The following is an 18,323-nucleotide window of genomic DNA, read 5'->3' as shown; positions in this document are numbered from 1 at the left end:
CGTCAACGTCTCGCGAGTGAGGGGCAGCCTTTGGCGTGAGTCCGTCGGTCATGCCAACCACAGGTATCCTTCGCAAAAATTTCCCCGGCCCCACCGGCTGTCATCTGCCTGTCAGAGACGCGCAATAGCTGAGGGCCGATGAATGATGGTCCCGTGAATGCCGGCAAAGCGCCGAAAAAAGAACGCATGCGCTTCGTCAGCGCCGAGCAGGTGGCGCAACTGGCGGGCGTTTCGCGCTCGGCCGTCTCGCGCACCTTCACGCCCGGCGCAAGCGTCGCCCCGGCAACGCGCGAAAAGGTGCTGCGGGCGGCTGAAGAGCTCGGCTACCATGTCAATGATCTGGCGCGCGGCGTCCTCGCCAATCAGAGCCGCCTCGTCGGCATCGTCGCAACGCGGCCGGAGGTCGGCTTTCGCGCGCATCTCGCCGCAGCCCTTGCCAAATCCCTGATCCGGCGCGGCAGCATTCCGATCCTCATCAACACCGGTCAGACGGAAGAGGAACTGCTCGCCGCCCAGAAGATGCTGATCGGCCACCGTGCCGAGGCGATCATCATTCTCTCCGGCTCGCCGCCGGCAAGTTTCCTCGAGCTCGCGCAGCGAAACGGCCAGCCGCTCGTCGTTATCGGCCGGTCGGAGCCCGACGCCGACCACGTGCGCGCCGGCAACTCCGAAGCCTCACGCAAGGCGGCGACGGCGTTTTACGACAGCGGCCGGCGGCGGCTGGCGGTCATCGGCTCCCATACGGGAACGCCTGCGATCGTCGAACGCGAAAGCGCCTTCCTTTCGGCGGCGGAGACGTTTGGCGCATCCGTCACCCTCGTCCGCGGCGGCGATTCCGATTATGACGGCGGCGTCACCGCCGGGCGCGTGCTTCTCGCGGAAAAAACAAGGCCCGACGCCGTCTTCTGCGCCAATGACCAGATCGCCTTCGGGCTGATGGATGTCCTGCGCCTGGAAGCACAGCTGCGCGTCCCCGAGGATGTCGCCGTCATCGGCTTCGACGACGTGCCGGAATCCGCCTGGCTGAGCTATCAGCTGACCACCTTCCGCCAGGACCCGCTGACCATGGCGCAACGCGCCGTCGCGCTGTTGGAGCGGCGGCTGGAAAACCCGGATTCGCCGCCGGCTTACGAACGCGTCATTCCCGAACTCGTCATCCGCCAGAGCTTCAGACCGTAACCTCTTCCCCCATGGCTTTTCGCAGACGCCGTCCTGTGGCAAGAAGGGCGATGACGCGCGGCGCTGCAAGGGAGGAAGATCGCCAGAGATGAAGGGAATTCGCCAGCTCGCCGAGCATCTCGACATTTCGATCGGCACCGTGTCGCGTGCGCTGAACGGCAAGCCCGACGTCAATGACGAAACGCGCCGGCGCGTGCTCGCCGCCGCCGAAGAGCTTGGCTATGTCGCCAACCAGTCGGGCCGCAGCCTGCGCCAGGGCATGACCAATGTCATCGGGCTGATGCTCGAGGTCAGCCGCGAGACGGTCGAAAACAGCGACGACTTCTTCCTCGGCGTCACCGACGGGCTGCAGAGCGTCTTTTCCCGCCACAAGCTCGATCTGGTCATGCTGCCCTGCCCCGATGACGAGGATCCGCACGAATATCTGAAGCGCATGGTGGCGCGCCGCCTCGTCGACGCGCTGATCATCTCGGCGACACGCCGCACCGACCGGCGCATCGAGCTTCTGGAAAAGGCCCGCATCCCTTTCGTGGCGCTCGGCCGCAGCGCGTCGGGCGGCAGCTATACCTGGATGGACCTCGATTTCGAAGGCGTGGCGGCGCGCGGCGTCGACCGGCTCGTCGCCAAGGGCCACCGGCGGATTGCGGTGGCTGCCCCCTCCTCCGACATCAATCTCGGCTACATCTTCCTCGACAGCTATCGCCAGGCGCTGCAACGCCACGGCCTTGCCTTCGACCCGGCGCTGGTCATCCGCGTCAAGTCGAGCGAACAGGGCGGCTACCAGGCCGGCCACGAATTGCTGATGATCGAAGACCGGCCAACCGCGATCATCCTGATCCACGAGCTGATGGCGATCGGGCTTTACCGCAGGCTGGCCGAGGCCGGCATCGTGCCCGGCCGCGACCTTGCCGTCGTCGGTTTCCGCGAGGAGCCGCGCACGCATTTCCTGCAGCCGTCGCTGACCTCCTTCCGCATGTCGCTGCGCGATCTCGGCGCCCAGCTCGGCGAAACCCTGCTCGCCACCATGCCGGCCTATGCCGAGCATTATCCGCAGGGCGCCCGCAACAGGATCTGGCCGATGGAGCTCATTGCGGGCGAAAGCGACGCTTTCACGCTGACGGGCTGAAACCCTCAGATCCGGCTCGGCGCCGCCGCAGCCTCCCGGCTCGACAACTGACGCGTCACGAAGAAGACCAAGAGGGCGCCGGCGGCAAGGCAGGCGGCGAGGAAGAACATCGGCGCGATCGTGCTGCCGCTTTCATCCTTGATCCAGGGCACGACGTTCTGGGCGACGAAGCCGCCGAGATTGCCGACCGAATTGATGGCGGCAAGCCCGGCCGCCGCACCCGCCCCTTTCAGGAACCGCGAGGGCAGGCTCCAGAACACCGGCTGCGGAGCGAAGATGCCGGCGGCGGCGATGCAGAGGAAGGCGAATTGCAGCGTGTGGTTCGGAATCAGCGCCGACAGCAGCAGGCAGGCCGCGCCGATGAACGCCGGAATGACGATATAGGGCGTCTTCGATTGCGCCTTGTCGGCCATGGTTGGAACGGCATAGAGCGAGACGGCGACCAGCAGCCAGGGAATGACGTTGAGAAAACCGTTGACGGTGTTGCTGACGCCGAAGGCCTTGACGATGGTCGGCAGCCAGTAACTGAGACCATAGGCCGACAGCGGAAAGGCTATATAGCAGAGCGCCATCAAAAGGACGCGCGGGTCGACGAGCGCCTTGAAGCCGTCCGACGCATGTTCGTCCATGCCGGCATTTTCCGAGGCGAGCCGCCGTTCGAGCCAGGCCTTCTCCTCGCTGCTCAGGAAGCTCGCATTTTCCGGCCGGCCGGGAAGATAGAAGAAGGTGACGATGCCGGCGATGACGGCGGGAATACCGGTCGCCAGGAACACCCATTCCCAGCCGGCAAAGCCGTAGAGGCCGTCTAGATCGAGCAGCGCGCCGCCGAGCGGTGCGCCGACGGCATTGGCGATCGCGCTGAAGATCATGAACAGGCCGACCATCCGGCCGCGATAGGCCGACGGGAACCACAGCGTCAGCAGATAGAGGACGCCGGGAAAGAAGCCGGCTTCGCAGACGCCGAGCAGGAAGCGCAGGATATAGAACATAGCCGCGTTCTGGGTGAAGGCGAGCCCGATGGTGACGAGGCCCCAGGAGACCAGGATGCGGGCGAACCAGACACGCGCGCCGAGCCTGTCGAGGAAGAGATTGCTCGGCACCTCGAAGAGAAAATAGCCGATGAAGAAGAGCGAAGCGCCAAGGCCATAGGCATATTCGCTCAAGCCGAGAGCACCGACCATTTGCAGCTTGGCGAAGCTGACATTCTGCCGGTCGATGTAGGCGATCAAATAGAGGATGCCGAGAAACGGCATCAGCTTCCAGGTGATTTTCGAGATCAGCCGCTTCTCATCAACCATGCGTATTCTCCGGAATGATCATATTGCATCGGAGGAGCGTAGATAGTGCCGCCTGCCAATATTCAATTGGGCGAGGTATTTTCTCCGATGCCGCAACCCAGATTGGTGGCCGCATCCGGGGATCGGGTGCGGCCAGTCTTTGACTATTCGGCAGCGGCGACGGCGGCGCGGCGGCCGATCGTTGCCTGGGTCAGCACGAAGGCTGCGAAGGCGCAGAGCGCGATGCCGGCGGCCATCGGAACGGCGGTGCCGTCGAAGAACAGGCTCGAGATCACCATGGCGACGGCGGCGATGACGAAATGCAGCGTGCCCATCAGCGACGAGGCGGTACCGGCGATTGCGCCGTGATCCTCAAGCGCCAGCACCGCGCTCGTCGGGATGACGAGCCCGAGGAAGCCGTAACCGATGAACAGGAAGCTCGCCATGACAGGCAGCGCGTTGGAGCCCGAAGCCATCACCACCGCCATGACGACCATGGCCAGCGCAAAGGCGCTGACGGCAATCCGCATGACGCGCACCAGGCCGAAACGCTCGCCGAGCCAGCCCGTCGCCTGCGATACCGCAAAGAAGGACACGGCATTGATCGAGAAGGCGAAGCTGTACTGCGTCGGCGTCAGCCCGTAATGCTCAATCAGCACGAAGGGCGAGTTGGCGAGATAGACGAGGAAGCTCGAAATGCCGAGGCCGCCGATGAAGGTCAGTGTCAGGAAGTTGCGGTCGGAAAGCAGCAGCCGGTAGGCGGCCATGGCGCTCCCGAGGCCGCTGCCGCTGCGTTCGGTGGCCGGGCGCGTCTCGTCAAGCTGGGTGGCAAGCAGGACGAGGCCGATCAAGGCGGCTGCTGTCACGGCCCAGAACACGCCGCGCCAGCCGTAGAACTCGATGACGGCGCTGCCGGTCAGCGGCGCCAGGATCGGCGAGATCGAGAAGACCAGCATCAGCAGCGACATCAGGCGTGCGGCCTGCACGCCGGTATGCATGTCGCGAACGATGGCGCGCGGAATGACCATGCCGGCGGCGCCGCCGAAGCCTTGGACGAAACGGAAGGCGATCAGCGTTTCGATATCTGTCGCAAGCGCGCAGCCGACCGAGGCGAGCGCGAAGAGGCCGATGCCGAGATAGAGCGGCAGCTTGCGGCCCCACATATCGGACAGGGGACCATAGAAGAGCTGGGCGAGCGCGAAGGAGATGAAGAAGGCGAGCAGGGTCAGCTGCGTGACATTATTATTGGCCCGCAGGTCCTGGCCGATCGAAGGCAGCGCCGGCAGATACATGTCGATGGCAAAGGGGCCGATGGCCGACAAAAGGCCGAGAATGAGCGCAATGCGAAAGAAGGAAGCCGTCATAATGGTGATCTTTCATAAAAGCGAAACGAAGCGCCGGATCGTCACTCCGCCGCATTGCTCTTAGGGGTTCAATGATGATCGTTCGCGCGAAGACGAAGTTGGGAGCTCATATCTTCAGCGATTGAACCAAGAGTGTCAATAAATTTGGACACAGATGTAAAACTAGACGCCATTGTCTAAGAGGTCAAGACGTCTTATCTTCGCTCGCATGAAAGATCGCATGACACCGGCAAGCCGGATGACGGGACATACCCAGCGCGGGCAATGCGCCAAGCGCATGTCCATCCTCGATGCCGCCGCCGACGTCTTCTGCCGCCAGGGTTTCGCCGCCGCCAGCATCGACGAGATCGCCGCCGTCGCCTGTGTCTCCCGGCAGACGATCTACAACCATTATCGCGAGAAGGAAACGCTGTTCGTCGCCGTCGTCGAGGACGTCATGAACCGCGCCAACGCCATGCTCTTCTCCGTGCTGTCGGCCTTTCCTGACAATGCCGACAATCTCGAGGACGACCTGACGGTCTTCGTCGTGCGCCTCAACAAGAATTGCCTCTGCAACCATGACGGAAAATTCCTGCGCAAGCTGGTGCAGACGGAGGGCGAGCGTTATCCGCATCTCTTCGAAAGCTGGCGCCAGCACGGGCCCGGCAAGCTGACCACCGCGCTTTCCGCGCTTCTCGCGCGGCTGGCGCAAAAGGGAGCGCTGGTCATCGACGATTTCGACGTCGCCGCCCGGCAGTTCGTCGCGCTCGCCAATGCCGACCTGCAGATGATGACCCTTTTCGGGGGAACTCCTACCGACGCGGAACTGGAAAAGGCGGCCCGCAATGCCGTTCGTACCTTTCTCAGGGCCTATGGCCGACCGCCGGCGGAGAATGCCGGCGCTCAGCCGCAGCTGGCAGCCGTATCCGGCTGATCAGGCGCTTCCCGTCACGCAAAAACCGTCATCTGCGCCGGCACGACCGCGAACATGCCGACGCGGCGCGCGGCAAGATATTTGACCAGCTGTTCGACAACCGAAGGCATGACCGGCTTCTGGACGACGCCGACCGCCCCCTTGACGCCGTCGGCGACGCTCTCGGGATTGCCGGTCATGAAGACGACGGCGATGCCGTGCTCTTCCGCCAGCCGCCTGCCGAGCTCGGGCCCGGTTGGGCCGTCGGCAAGATTGACGTCGACGAAGGCGATATCGGCCGACGGCGCCAGCCGCAACGCCTGTTCGCGATCATTCGCCAGGCCGGCAACCTGCATACCCATGCCTTCCACCGTCGCGCCGAGATCGAGTGCGATGAGGAATTCATCTTCAACGATCAATACCCGCTGTTTCATGAGATCATCCCGTTGCCAGCGCCGCACGACATTGGTGGCCATGATACTTCCCCTTGTTACGCCATACTTCGAAAGAAGGATCCGCTCCGGCAGTCCTGTGCTGCACGAAACTCGTTGTCGTAACGGGCAACTTGACGATATGTTCCGCAGTGGAACGCGATTTCCCGGATTTAAGATATTGTTAACGTTGATAAAATCTTAACCGAAAGCCGGCAAAGAAAACCGGTACTCGATCATGTGCAAACCCAGGCGCGGCACTTCTTGATGCGGGCACAATGATACGATTTGATTATTCCATTGCTTTTGGAGGATCCCCGTTGAGAAGCAAGCTTATCGTCCTGGCCCTCGTGGCGGTCGGCCTTTTCGCCTATACCAAGGTGATGGCCAGGATCGGCTCGGGCTCGCCGCCTCCGGATGCACCGCTGGAGCAACGCGCCGACCTCATCCGTGTTCATAAATACGAACGCCGCATGGTTCTTCTCAGAGCGGACGCTCCCATCGCGACATATCGGATTCCGCTCGGGAGGGCGGCCGATGCCGGCCCCAAGCAGCGCGAAGGCGACGAAAAAACGCCGGAAGGGCGCTATGAAATAGACTGGCGCAATCCGAAATCCATGGCGCATCTGAGCCTGCACATTTCCTATCCGAAGCCGGAAGAGCAGCACGCAGCTCGAGTGAACGGCTTTCCGCCCGGCGGCAACATCATGATCCATGGGCTGCCCAATGGCTGGGGCCTGCTCGGAGACGTTCACCGCCTGTTGGATTGGACGGATGGCTGTATCGCAGTCACCAACGCGGAGATGCGCGATATCTGGGCCCGCGTCCCCGACCATACGCCGATCGACATCATGCCCTGACGATCAATCAGCCCTTGATCTTCCCGACGAGGACCGGCTCGCTGCGGTAGTCGGCCGGAAACAGCGACTTCAGGTTCTCGATTTTCGGCAGGTCGTTGTAAACGATATAGGGATAGGTCGGGTTGAGCGTCAGGAAATCCTGATGATAGTCCTCGGCAGGGTAGAAGCCGGCGGCATCCGATACTTTGGTGACGATCGGTTGCTGGAAGACATGCGCCTTGTCGAGCTGATTGATATAGCGTTCGGCGACCTTGCGCTGCTGCGGATTGGAGACGAACAGCGCCGAGCGATACTGCGTGCCCCGGTCCGGTCCCTGGAAATTCAGCTGCGTCGGATTGTGCGCCACGGAGAAGAAGATCTGCAGCAACCTGCCGTAGCTTATCTTTTTCGGGTCGAACCGCACCTCGACGGCTTCGGCGTGGCCTGTCGAGCCGGTGCTGACAGTTTCGTATTGCGCCGTTTTCGCCTCGCCGCCGGTATAACCGGAGACGGCGCTCTCGACGCCCTTGACGTGCTGGAAGACGCCCTGGACGCCCCAGAAACAGCCGCCGGCGAAGATGGCGGTCTCGGTGCCCGATGTGGCGGTTTCGTCAATATCAGGCGGCGGGATGACGACCACCTCCTCGGCCGCACCCGCTACACTCACACCGAGTAAGACAACAGCGGCGGCAAGGAGCGCGGCAAAGCTCTTGCGGTGGGAAGACATGGACATGGGGCGACCTCCTGCGAGTTGTCCAAATCCTTGCGCATCCTTGCAAAAGCGGCAAATCACAAGGCGATCACTCACGCCGATGTGACAACCAAAAGAAAGTGCCTGTGCGAAGTTGAAACAGCGCTCAAGTTGAGTTGACAATCGCGTGAGGAGTGAGGAGAGTGCCGCCGGTTAGAGCCAGCATCGCCTGTATCCTTGGGGGGAACCTATGTCCGTGCGCTCGTTCTTTGCTTTCGCCAGCATCGCATTTTTGTCCGTGATCACCGTCAGCTTTCCAGCCGCCGCCGCGGAGACGAAGCGTGACATTCAGACGATCAAGGACGCCGATTTCTTCGGCTTCGACCTTCGCACGGAGCAGAACGTCTCGCTCGATCAGTGCAAGACCTCCTGCATCGGCGACAAGAGCTGCAAGGCCTTCACCTACAATCCCAAGGTGAAATGGTGTTTCCTGAAATCCGATTTCAAGACGATGAACGCCTTCCCCGGCGCCATCGCCGGCAAGATCGTCGAGACGGCCGCCCAGAAGGAGCCGGATATCGGCGCGGCGCCGCGCCTGACCTTCCTGACCAACGACCTTATCCAGCAGGCCCACGACTTCAGGGACAATCTTGCCCTGACCGACGCCCAGCAGGGCCAGAGCGTCGACAGCCTGACGGCCAGCGCCCGTCTCGACATGACCGCCAACAATCTGACCGACGCGCTGATCGCGTTCCACGGCGCGCTGTCGATCACCCCCGGTGATGCCGATCTCTGGCTCGAAACCGCCCGCGCCGCCACTTCGCTCGGCAGCGCCCAGACCGGCACGAGCGGCCAGGCCGTGCTCGACGCGCTGAACGGCTACGAGCTGACCCGCACCAAGGCCAAGCGCGCCGAGGCGCTCGCCGTGCTCGCCGACGCCCTGGACCGAAACGCCAATTACCGCCCGGCCCTCCACGCCTACAAGGCGAGCCTGGCGCTGGTTGCCTCCGACGATGTGCAGGCCGCCTACCTGCAGCTGAAGGCGACGCAGGGCTTCCGCATCACCGAACACACGGTCGACGCCGACAGCGCCACACCGCGGGCCTGCGCCACCTTCTCCGAGTCGCTCGTCAAGACCACCGACTACACGCCCTTCGTGACGCTCAACGGCGCCGCGCCCAAGGCGCTGGAAACCAAGGACAAGCAGATCTGCGTCGAGGGACTGACGCACGGCGAGACCTACAAGATCGCCTTCCGCACCGGCCTGCCGTCGTCGGTCGACGAGACGCTCGAAGCACCCGTCAGCATCGACGTCTACATCAAGGACCGCAGCCAGATGGTGCGGTTTACCGGCGACAGCTTCGTGCTGCCCTCGACGGCGCGCCGCGGCATCCCGATCGTCTCGGTCAACCTGACCTCGGCCAACCTCAAGCTCTACCGCATCGGCGATCGCGCCATCGCACCGCTGTTGGCAAACTCGCAATTCCTGAGCCAGCTCGACGGCTACAGCGCCCAGAACATCCAGGACCAGAACGGCGAACTGGTCTGGCAGGGCTCGATCGACATCGCCAATGATCTCAACAAGGACATCGTCACCAGCTTCCCGGTCGACGAGGCGCTGCCCGAGCGCAAGCCCGGCATCTACGTGATGACCGCGACGGCGCCGAACGGCCCGGCGCAGGAGTGGGATTCGCAGGCGACACAATGGTTCCTCGTCTCCGATATCGGCATCACCACCTATGCCGGCACCGACGGGCTCAACGTCTTCGCCCGCTCGCTCGCCTCGGCCAAGCCGATGTCAGGCGTCGAGCTGCAGCTGCTCGCGAAGAACAATGAGGTGCTCGGCACCGCGACGACCGACGAAAACGGCCGCGCCACCTTCACCGCCGGCCTGATCCGCGGCACGGCGGCGCTGACGCCCGCCGTCATCGCCGCCAAGAACGGCACGTCGGACTATGTCTTCCTCGATATGACCCGGGCCGGCTTCGATCTCTCCGACCGCGGCGTCACCGGCCGCGCCGCACCCGGCGCGATCGATGTGCTGACCTTCACCGAACGCGGCATCTACCGCGCCGGCGAGACGGTGCATGCCCAGGCGCTTGCCCGCGACACCGACGGCAACGCCATCGAGAACCTGCCGCTCACCTTCATCTTCAGCCGCCCGGACGGCGTCGAAGACCGGCGAATCGTCAGCCAGACCAGCAATCTCGGCGGTTATTCCGTCGATTTCGCCACCCAGGAAAACGCCATGCGCGGCACCTGGACGATGAACATCTATACCGATCCCAAGGGCAGCGCGATCGCCAGCAAAAGTTTCCTCGTCGATGATTTCGTGCCCGATCGCACCGACATGGAGATCAAGACCGAGGCCAAGGAAATCGGCCCGGATACGCCGGCGAATATCACCATTTCGGGCAAGTATCTCTACGGCGCCCCGGCCGTCGGCCTGACGCTCGAAGGCGACGTCGTCGTCAAGCCGACGCGTGAGAGCGCCGCCTATAAGGGCTTCCAGTTCGGGCTTGCCGACGAGGAAGCGAGCGAAGATTCCCGCCTGCCGATCGACGGCCTGCCGGAACTCGACGAGAACGGGCAAGCCTCGACCGACCTCACCGTCGGCGATCTGCCGGCAACGACGCAGCTGCTCAACGCCACCGTCTATATCAGGATGCAGGAAGCGGGTGGGCGCGCCATCGAACGCTCGCTTGTCATCCCGGTGAAGAACGAGCGCGCTTCGATCGGCATCAAGCCGGAATTTTCCGACGAGCTGCCCGAGAATTCGATCGCCAACTTCACGGTGATCGGCGTCAGCGCCGACGGCAAGAAGCAGGAGAGCAAGGGGCTGCGCTGGAAATTCTACAGCCTCAACCGGCAATACCAATGGTATCGCGAGGGAACCACGTGGAAATATGAGCCGGTCTATACCGCCGAGCAGATTTCCAACGGCAGCGTCGACGCGACGATGGACGGCGGCAAGATCTCCGTGCCGGTGACATGGGGCCGCTATCGCCTCGAGGTGGAAAGTCCGGATGCCGACGGCCCGACCTCCAGCGTCGAATTCGATGCCGGCTGGTTCGTGAGCTCGACCTCGACCGAAACGCCGGACGGCCTGGAAATCGCCCTCGACAAGGACAGCTACAAGATCGGCGAGACGGCCAAGCTGAAAGTCATCTCGCGCTACGGCGGCGAGCTGATGGTGACATCAGGAACCGAAAAGCTGGTCGCCGTGCAGAATGCGACGATCGGCGAGACCGGCGGCGAGATCGACATCCCCGTCACCGCCGACTGGGGCGCCGGCGCCTATGTGACCGCGACCCTCTTCCGTCCCGGCGACGCCCAGGACAGCCACATGCCGATGCGCTCGATCGGCATCCAATGGCTGAAGGTCGATCCCGAACAGCGCGCCCTGCAGGTCAAACTCGACACACCGGAAAAGATGCTGCCGCGCGGTCCGTTGAACATCGGCCTGCAGGTGGCCGGTGCGGGCGCCAATGAGGATGCCTATGTCACGGTTGCCGCCGTCGATGTCGGCATTCTCAACCTGACGCGCTACGAACCGCCGAATCCGGAGGACTGGTATTTCGGCCAGCGCCAGCTCGGCCTCGAAATCCGCGACCTCTATGGCCGCCTGATCGACGGTTCGCTGGGTGCCACCGGCAAGCTCAGGACCGGCGGTGACGGCGGCGCCATTGCGCTGCAGGCAAGCCCGCCGACGCGGAAGCTCGTCGCCTTCTTCTCCGGTCCGGTGAAGCTCGACGCCGAAGGCAAGGCCAACGTCTCCTTCGACATTCCGCAATTCAACGGCACGGCGCGCGTCATGGCTGTGGCATGGTCGAAGACCGGTGTCGGCCACGGCGTCAAGGATGTCATCATCCGCGATCCGGTCGTCGTGACCGCGAGCCTGCCGAAATTCCTCGCCCCCGGCGACAAGGCCAATCTGCGCCTCGATATCGCCAATACCGATGCGCCGGCCGGCGACTTCAAACTGCAGCTGACCGGCAATGAGGCGGTCGGCATCGAGCAAGCCTCGGCCGCGCAGACGATCCGCCTCGAGGCCGGCGCGAAGACGGAGCTGTCGCTTTCGCTGATCGGCAGGCAGCCGGGCGCCGGCAGCGTCTCGATCAACCTCTCCGACGCCTCCGGCCTGTCGCTCGACCAGATCGTCGACGTGCCGGTGCGCCCGGTATCCCTGCCGATCACTCAGCGCAGGGTGCTGGCGCTGAAGCCGGGGGCAAAACTCACCGTCGACAAGAACTTGCTTGCAGACAGCGTGCTGCCCGGGGCCGCAATCAGCGTCAACGTTACCCGTTCGGCCGCCTTCGACATTCCGGCGCTCTTGATGACGCTCGACCGTTATCCCTTCGGCTGCGCCGAGCAGACCACCAGCCGGGCGCTGCCGCTGCTCTACTTCGCCGAAGTGGCGAAGCAGGCCGGCATCGAAAACGACGCCGACGTGCAGAAGCGCGTGCAGGACGCGATCTACCGCGTCCTCTCCTATCAGGCCTCGGCCGGCAGCTTCGGCCTCTGGGGGCCGGATTCGGGCGACGTCTGGCTCGATTCCTACGTCACCGATTTCCTGACGCGAGCCCGCGAAATGAAATATGACGTGCCGGAAAGGGCCTTCGTGCAGGCGCTCGAAAACCTGCAGAATACCCTCTCCTACACCACCGACATCAAGGGCCAAGGCGACCAGATCGCTTATGCCATCTATGTGCTCGCCCGCAACAAGAAGGCCGCGATCAGCGATCTGCGCTATTACGCCGATACGATGATCAACGACTTCCCGACGCCGCTCGCCAAGGCGCATATCGCCGCCGCATTGGCGCTCTACGGCGACGCCCAGCGCTCGAAGAACATCTTCGTCGACGCACTGCAGATGTCGCAGCAGTCGATGGTGTCGCGTGTGAACCTGTCGCGTACCGATTACGGCACGATCCTGCGCGACGGCGCGGCGATCCTGGCGCTTGCCGCCGAAAGCCGGCCGGTGCCGCCTGTCATCCCAGATCTTGCCAAAGCCGTTGCCAAGGAATGGGGTCGCAGCAAATACAACAGCACCCAGGAAGAAACCTGGATGCTGCTTGCCGCGCGCGCCATCCAGGGCGGCGATGACGGCCTGAAGATCGACGTCAACGGCGCGGCGCACACCGGCGCGTATATGGCCCGGATGGCCGGCGAGGCGCTCGCCGACCATCCGCTGACCTTGACCAACCAGACGAAAGACGCGGTCTCGGCCATCGTTACGACCGTTGCCGCTCCGACCGTGCCGCTGCCGGCCGGCGGCGACGGCTTCCTCATCGAGCGCAGCTATTACACGCTCGACGGCGAGCAGGCGAATGTCAGCGAGGCCAAGCAGAACGAACGCTATGTCGTCGTCATCCACGTGCGCGAGACCAACGACTGGCCGTCGCGCATCGTCATCACCGACCTCCTGCCGGCCGGTTTCGAGATCGACAATCCGAACCTCGTCGACAGCGCCCAGATGACGAATTTCGACTGGATCGGCGAAATCTCCGCCGCCCATACCGAGTTCCGCTACGACCGCTTCATCGCCGCCTTCAACCGTGCGGCCGGTGACAATCGCGAATTCAACGTCGCCTATGTCGTGCGCGCCGTCACCCCCGGCACCTACGACCATCCGGCCGCAAGCGTCGAGGACATGTATCGGCCCGAGCTTTCGGCCCGCACGGCGACCGGCAAGATGGAGGTCGTGGCGGCGCAACAATGAGGCTGTGGCGCAAGTTTGCGATCGGATCCGCCGCCGGCGTCGTTCTTGCCGGCGGGGCCCTCCTTGCGCTCGACGCCGCCGACAAGGCCTTTCCGCCGCCGCTCGACAAGGCGGATATGCTTTCCGCGGAGGTGCTGGATGCCGACGGGCAGTTGCTGCGCGCCTTCGCGACGGCCGAAGGCCGCTGGCGGCTGAAGACTGGAGTCGCCGATGTCGATCCGCAATTCCTGCGCATGCTTGTCGCCTATGAGGATCAGCGTTTCTACGATCACGGCGGCGTCGACGTCTGGGCCCTCGGGCGAGCCAGCCTGCAATTCGTCCGCAATGGCCGCATCGTCTCCGGCGCCTCGACGCTGTCGATGCAGGTGGCGCGGCTGATCGAGCCGCGCGCGGAACGCTCGTTTGCGGCAAAACTGCTGCAGCTCGCCCGCGCCGTGCAGATCGAACGGCGGCTGTCGAAGGACGAGATCCTCGATCTCTATCTCACGCATGCGCCCTATGGCGGCAATCTGGAAGGCGTGCGCGCTGCAAGCCTCGCCTATTTCGGCAAAGAACCGCGCCGCCTGACGGTCGCCGAAGCCGCCCTGCTCGTGGCCCTGCCGCAATTGCCGGAACGGCGCCGGCCGGACCGCAATCTTCAGGCGGCGCAAGAGGCGCGCAAGCGCGTGCTCGAGCGCGCCGCCGTGGCCGAGGTCGTCGGCGACGGCGAGGCGGGGCGGGCCGAAGCTGTCGCGATCCCCATGCGGCGCATGCAGCTGCCGGCATTGGCCGCCCATGTCGCCGAAGCCGCGCTGCGCAAGCAGCCGGCGGTGCTCAAGCATCAGACGACCCTGAAGAAGCCGGTGCAGCAAGGGCTGGAAGCGGTCGCCCGGGCCGCGGCCATGAAGCTCGGGCCGAAGCTTTCGCTCGCCATGGTGATGGCCGATGCCCAGACTGGCGCGATCGTCGGCGAGGTTGGCTCGGCCGATTATTTCGACGCCAGCCGCTCCGGCTGGATCGATATGACACGCGTCAACCGCTCGCCCGGCTCGACGCTGAAGCCCTTCATCTACGGACTTGCCTTCGAGCAGGGCCTCGTCTCTCAGGAGACGATCATCGAAGATCGGCCGGCCGATTTCTTCGGTTACCGGCCGCGCAATTTCGACATGAGCTACCAGGGCGACGTCACCGTGCGCGAGGCCTTGCAGCTCTCCTTGAATGTGCCGGCCGTCAAGCTGCTCGACGCCGTCGGGCCGTCACGGCTGATGGTGCGTTTTCGCCGTGCCGAGGTGCGCCCGGTTCTGCCGCCGAACGAGACGCCCGGTCTTGCGATCGGTCTTGGCGGCGTCGGCATCACGCTCAAGGATCTGGTGCAGCTCTATACGGCGCTCGCCGATCGCGGCCGGCCGGCACGGCTCGGCGACGGCATAACCGGCACACCTGAGAAGCTCGACGGCGAACCGCTGCTGGAGCCGGTCGCAGTCTGGAACGTCGCCGATATTCTTTCCGGCGTCATTCCCCCCGCCGGCGCGCCGCAGCGCGGCATCGCCTACAAGACCGGCACCAGCTACGGCTATCGCGACGCCTGGACGGTCGGCTATGACGGACGTTATGTGCTCGGCGTCTGGGTCGGGCGACCCGACAACAGCGCCGTGCCCGGCCTGACCGGCTATGGCACCGCAGCACCCATCCTGTTCGAGGCTTTTGCCAGGTCAGGCATCGCGACGACGCCCTTGCCGCGACCCCCGGCCGGAGCCGTGCGCATCGCCCTATCGGAGCTTCCGATCAGCCAGCGGCGTTTTGCGCTGAATGCCAGCGGCCTGCTCGTCTGCTCCGGGCGCGAACCCGCACCACAGATTGTCTATCCGCCCGAAGGCGCCCATATCGATCTCGGTGCAAAAGGCGGCGATCTGTCGCCGTTGATGCTGAAGCTGCAGGGCGGCCGTGCGCCCTTCCGCTGGCTTGCAAACGGCAAGCCGCTGCCTGACCTTTCGCGCCGGCGCACCCAGCAATGGCAGCCGGACGGCGGCGGCTATTCGAAGCTTACCGTCATCGACTCGGCCGGACGAGCCGCAAGTGTGGGCGTTTTCATCGACTGAAGGAACCAAAGCCCGGAGGCAACCGTTGGAAGAAATCTCCCTCCAACGTCAGACGGGCTCATGACACTTCCGACAGCGACCTACCGGATACAGTTCCGCAACGGCATGACCTTCGATCGCGCCGGCGCTCTTGTTCCCTATCTCAAGACGCTCGGTATCAGCCACCTCTACGCCTCACCCATCTTCACCGCCGTCAGCGGTTCGACCCATGGTTATGACGTCACCGATGCCAATGACATCGACCCCGCGCTCGGCGGCCGGGCAGGCTTCGAGCGGCTGACGGAACGCCTCGCCGCAGCTGGCATGGGCCTCATCCTCGACATCGTCCCGAACCATATGGCCGCCTCGCCGGAAAACGGCTGGTGGCGCGACCTGCTGACGTTCGGTCGGCAAAGCGCTTATGCCGGCCACTTCGACATCGAATGGAGCGAGCCGCTGACCCTGCCGCAGCTCGGCCGAGACTTCGAAGAGGCGCTGGCTGCGGGCGAATTGCGTCTCGTGCTCGACGAGACGCACGGCAACTTTGCCTTGGCTTACTTCCAGACCTTGTTGCCACTGAACCCCAGCAGCTACGGTGCGCTCGCCAACCGCCTCGACGATCCGGTCGCCATGCGAATGGCGGAGGCGGCAGTGACATCGGGCGAGGATTTTGCCCGCGCGCTGCGCGATATCCTCTTCGAAGGCGGCGATCGGGCGATCCTCCGGCAAAAACTCGAGGACGTCTCGTCCGATCATGATTTTCTCAAAAGCCTGCATGGGGAACAGCATTGGCGCCTGACCCATTGGAAGGAGGCGGCGCGGCATCTGAGCTACCGCCGCTTTTTCGAGGTGACCGGGCTGGTCGGCACCCGCGTCGAAGATCCCCCGGTGTTCGAAGATCTGCATCGGCTGGTGCTCGAGCTGGTGCGCCAAGGCAAGGTGCAGGGGCTGCGCATCGACCATGTCGACGGGCTCGCCGAACCCAAGGCCTATCTCGACAGGCTGAGGGCAGCGGTCGGAGCCGATATCTATATCGTCGTGGAAAAGATCCTCGGGGCAGGCGAGGTGCTGCCGGAGAGCTGGCCGGTCGCCGGTACCACCGGATATGAATTCATCGCCGCGCTGAGCGAGCTCTTCATCGACGCCGGCGGACTGCGCATATTGGATGATGCCTATCGCGGCCTCGCCGGCGAGATGGCTGATCCCGAAGAAGGCCGGCGGCTTGCCAGGCGACAGATGGTGGAGCGCAATTTCGCCGGTGAGTCCGGCAGGCTGGTAACGATCGCGGCAGGCATCTTTCCCGAACTTGACAGAGCGGAGATCGCCAGCGCGCTCGGCGCGCTGCTGGTCGCCTTCCCCGTCTACCGCACCTATGGCGACGGCGGTTCGCTTTCCTGGCAGGATTCGGCCGTCCTTGCCGCGACCGCATCGCACGTCATGGCTGAGCTCGACGACCGGCGCGCGCTCGATCATGTGCTGAAGCTTCTCGAAGGCAGGATCGAAGGCGATGCGGCTCACGAATTCCGGATTCGCTTCCAGCAGTTGAGCGGGCCGGTCATGGCGAAGGCGACGGAGGATACGCTGTTCTATCGCTATAACAGGCTGCTTGCCGCCAACGAGGTCGGCAGCGAACCGGGAAAGCCGCCGGAGGGCCCGGACGGCTTCCATCGCCGCATGGCCGAGCGGGCGCGGCTACAGCCGCATGGGCTTTCGGCTACGGCCACCCACGACACGAAGCGCGGCGAGGATGCGCGCGCGCGGCTTTACGCCTTGAGCGAGGGGGCGGATGTTTTTGCCCAGGCGGTGGCGCGTTGGCGTGACATGAACCGGCCGTGGCTGAAGGATCTCCCGGATGGTGCGGCGCCGGCGCCGAATACCGAATGGATGCTCTATCAGGCGCTTGCCGGCGTCTGGCCGGAGGATTTCGACAGAGGAAAGATGGAAGAGCTTCGCGCCCGCTTTACCGACTACGCGGTCAAGGCGGTGCGCGAGGCGAAATTGCGCACCGCCTGGACCGAACAGAATGACGCTTATGAGGAGGCGGTCACGAGTTATGCCGAGGCGCTGATGTCGCCGGACAATGACGCCTTTCTCGAAGATTTCGAAAGGGTGCTGCAGCCCTTCATCGCGGCCGGCTACGTCAACAGCCTGTCGCAGACACTGCTCAAGCTGACGGCGCCGGGCATTCCCGACATTTACCAGGGCGCGGAAGGCTTCGATTTCAGTCTCGTCGATCCCGACAATCGCCGACCTGTCGACCACGAACAACTGGCTGCCTGGCTTGCTGAAGCCGGACCGATCGCCAAGCTTCAGGCGGCAGCGTTGAAGCAGCGTATCGTCAGCATTGGCCTGCAGCTGCGCCAGCGGCACCCGGCTCTCTTTTCGAAAGGTGATTATCTGCCGTTGAAGGCGACGGGCAGCCGCCGGGATCATCTGCTCGCCTTTGCCCGGGTGCATGAAGGCGATTTCGCAATCGTCGCCGTGCCCAGGATGATGTTCGGCTGGCTCGATCCCGGCGTGCTTTTTGCCGGTCCGGAGTTCTGGGAGGACACGGCGATCGCGGTGCCCTCCCCTCTTCACGGGTTGAAGGCGGATCTGCTGACCGGAAAAACCATCGAGCCCGGCGGCAGCATTTCGGTTGCCGCCTTGCTCGGAAGCCAGCCCCTCGGGCTGATCAGCCCGACCTGAAGGTGGCGCCACGCCGCCCGCTCCGGAAGCGAGCGGCGGCGGCCGTCGAAAAATCGA

The 18,323-nt window shown here is 64.1% G+C and carries 11 protein-coding genes; 7 read left to right on the top strand and 4 right to left on the bottom strand.

Annotated elements, in window-relative coordinates:
* The first annotated feature begins 138 nt into the window (after positions 1-138).
* Together K6M89_RS19675 and K6M89_RS19670 are read left to right on the top strand one after the other, a co-directional pair.
* A complete protein-coding gene (locus K6M89_RS19675; protein ID WP_222140630.1) occupies positions 139-1,179 on the top strand; it encodes a LacI family DNA-binding transcriptional regulator in 1,041 nt (346 codons plus the stop codon).
* A gap of 88 nt (positions 1,180-1,267) precedes the next feature.
* Positions 1,268-2,305 carry a LacI family DNA-binding transcriptional regulator gene (locus K6M89_RS19670; RefSeq protein WP_222140629.1) on the top strand — a complete coding sequence of 346 codons (1,038 nt, stop codon included), beginning with the start codon at positions 1,268-1,270 and terminating at the stop codon, positions 2,303-2,305.
* Between the two features lie 5 nt (positions 2,306-2,310).
* Here K6M89_RS19670 and K6M89_RS19665 read toward each other — a convergent pair whose 3' ends face one another.
* Together K6M89_RS19665 and K6M89_RS19660 are read right to left on the bottom strand one after the other, a co-directional pair.
* On the bottom strand, positions 2,311-3,603 hold the full coding sequence (locus K6M89_RS19665; protein ID WP_222140628.1) for an MFS transporter: 1,293 nt from the start codon (positions 3,601-3,603) through the stop codon (positions 2,311-2,313).
* A 143-nt stretch (positions 3,604-3,746) separates the two neighbouring features.
* The gene (locus tag K6M89_RS19660) at positions 3,747-4,946 is read right to left on the bottom strand and encodes a multidrug effflux MFS transporter (protein WP_222140627.1); all 1,200 of its coding nucleotides are present in this window, start codon (positions 4,944-4,946) and stop codon (positions 3,747-3,749) included.
* Between the two features lie 172 nt (positions 4,947-5,118).
* Here K6M89_RS19660 and K6M89_RS19655 point away from each other — a divergent pair, with 172 nt between their 5' ends.
* Positions 5,119-5,859 carry a TetR/AcrR family transcriptional regulator gene (locus K6M89_RS19655; protein ID WP_222140626.1) on the top strand — a complete coding sequence of 247 codons (741 nt, stop codon included), beginning with the start codon at positions 5,119-5,121 and terminating at the stop codon, positions 5,857-5,859.
* Between the two features lie 14 nt (positions 5,860-5,873).
* Here the strand turns inward: K6M89_RS19655 and K6M89_RS19650 are convergent, their stop codons facing one another.
* Positions 5,874-6,314 carry a response regulator gene (locus K6M89_RS19650; protein ID WP_097664071.1) on the bottom strand — a complete coding sequence of 147 codons (441 nt, stop codon included), beginning with the start codon at positions 6,312-6,314 and terminating at the stop codon, positions 5,874-5,876.
* A 275-nt stretch (positions 6,315-6,589) separates the two neighbouring features.
* On the opposite strand from K6M89_RS19650, the gene K6M89_RS19645 reads away from it, so the two are divergent.
* Positions 6,590-7,129, top strand: coding sequence for a L,D-transpeptidase family protein (locus K6M89_RS19645; RefSeq protein ID WP_222140625.1), 540 nt, complete (start codon positions 6,590-6,592; stop codon positions 7,127-7,129).
* 7 nt (positions 7,130-7,136) lie between these two features.
* Here K6M89_RS19645 and msrA read toward each other — a convergent pair whose 3' ends face one another.
* Positions 7,137-7,841: a peptide-methionine (S)-S-oxide reductase MsrA gene (gene msrA / locus K6M89_RS19640; protein ID WP_222140624.1), complete on the bottom strand. Its 705-nt coding sequence runs from the start codon at positions 7,839-7,841 to the stop codon at positions 7,137-7,139.
* A 208-nt stretch (positions 7,842-8,049) separates the two neighbouring features.
* On the opposite strand from msrA, the gene K6M89_RS19635 reads away from it, so the two are divergent.
* Genes K6M89_RS19635 through treY form a run of 3 tightly spaced genes read left to right on the top strand, consistent with a single transcriptional unit; the run spans position 8,050 to position 18,266 of the window.
* Positions 8,050-13,521: an alpha-2-macroglobulin family protein gene (locus K6M89_RS19635; protein WP_222140623.1), complete on the top strand. Its 5,472-nt coding sequence runs from the start codon at positions 8,050-8,052 to the stop codon at positions 13,519-13,521.
* Complete coding sequence (pbpC, locus tag K6M89_RS19630; RefSeq protein WP_222140622.1) at positions 13,518-15,599, top strand: penicillin-binding protein 1C; 2,082 nt, start codon at positions 13,518-13,520, stop codon at positions 15,597-15,599. The genes K6M89_RS19635 and pbpC overlap by 4 nt, the downstream gene beginning before the upstream one ends.
* Positions 15,600-15,659: 60 nt before the next feature.
* On the top strand, positions 15,660-18,266 hold the full coding sequence (gene treY / locus K6M89_RS19625) for a malto-oligosyltrehalose synthase (protein ID WP_222140621.1): 2,607 nt from the start codon (positions 15,660-15,662) through the stop codon (positions 18,264-18,266).
* Positions 18,267-18,323: the final 57 nt, after the last annotated feature.

It is taken from the genome of Rhizobium croatiense (assembly GCF_019793465.1).
Taxonomy (GTDB): Bacteria; Pseudomonadota; Alphaproteobacteria; order Rhizobiales; family Rhizobiaceae; genus Rhizobium; species Rhizobium croatiense.
The sequence above is the reverse complement of the archived record's forward strand: the minus strand, read 5'-3'. Positions and strand labels throughout refer to the sequence as shown.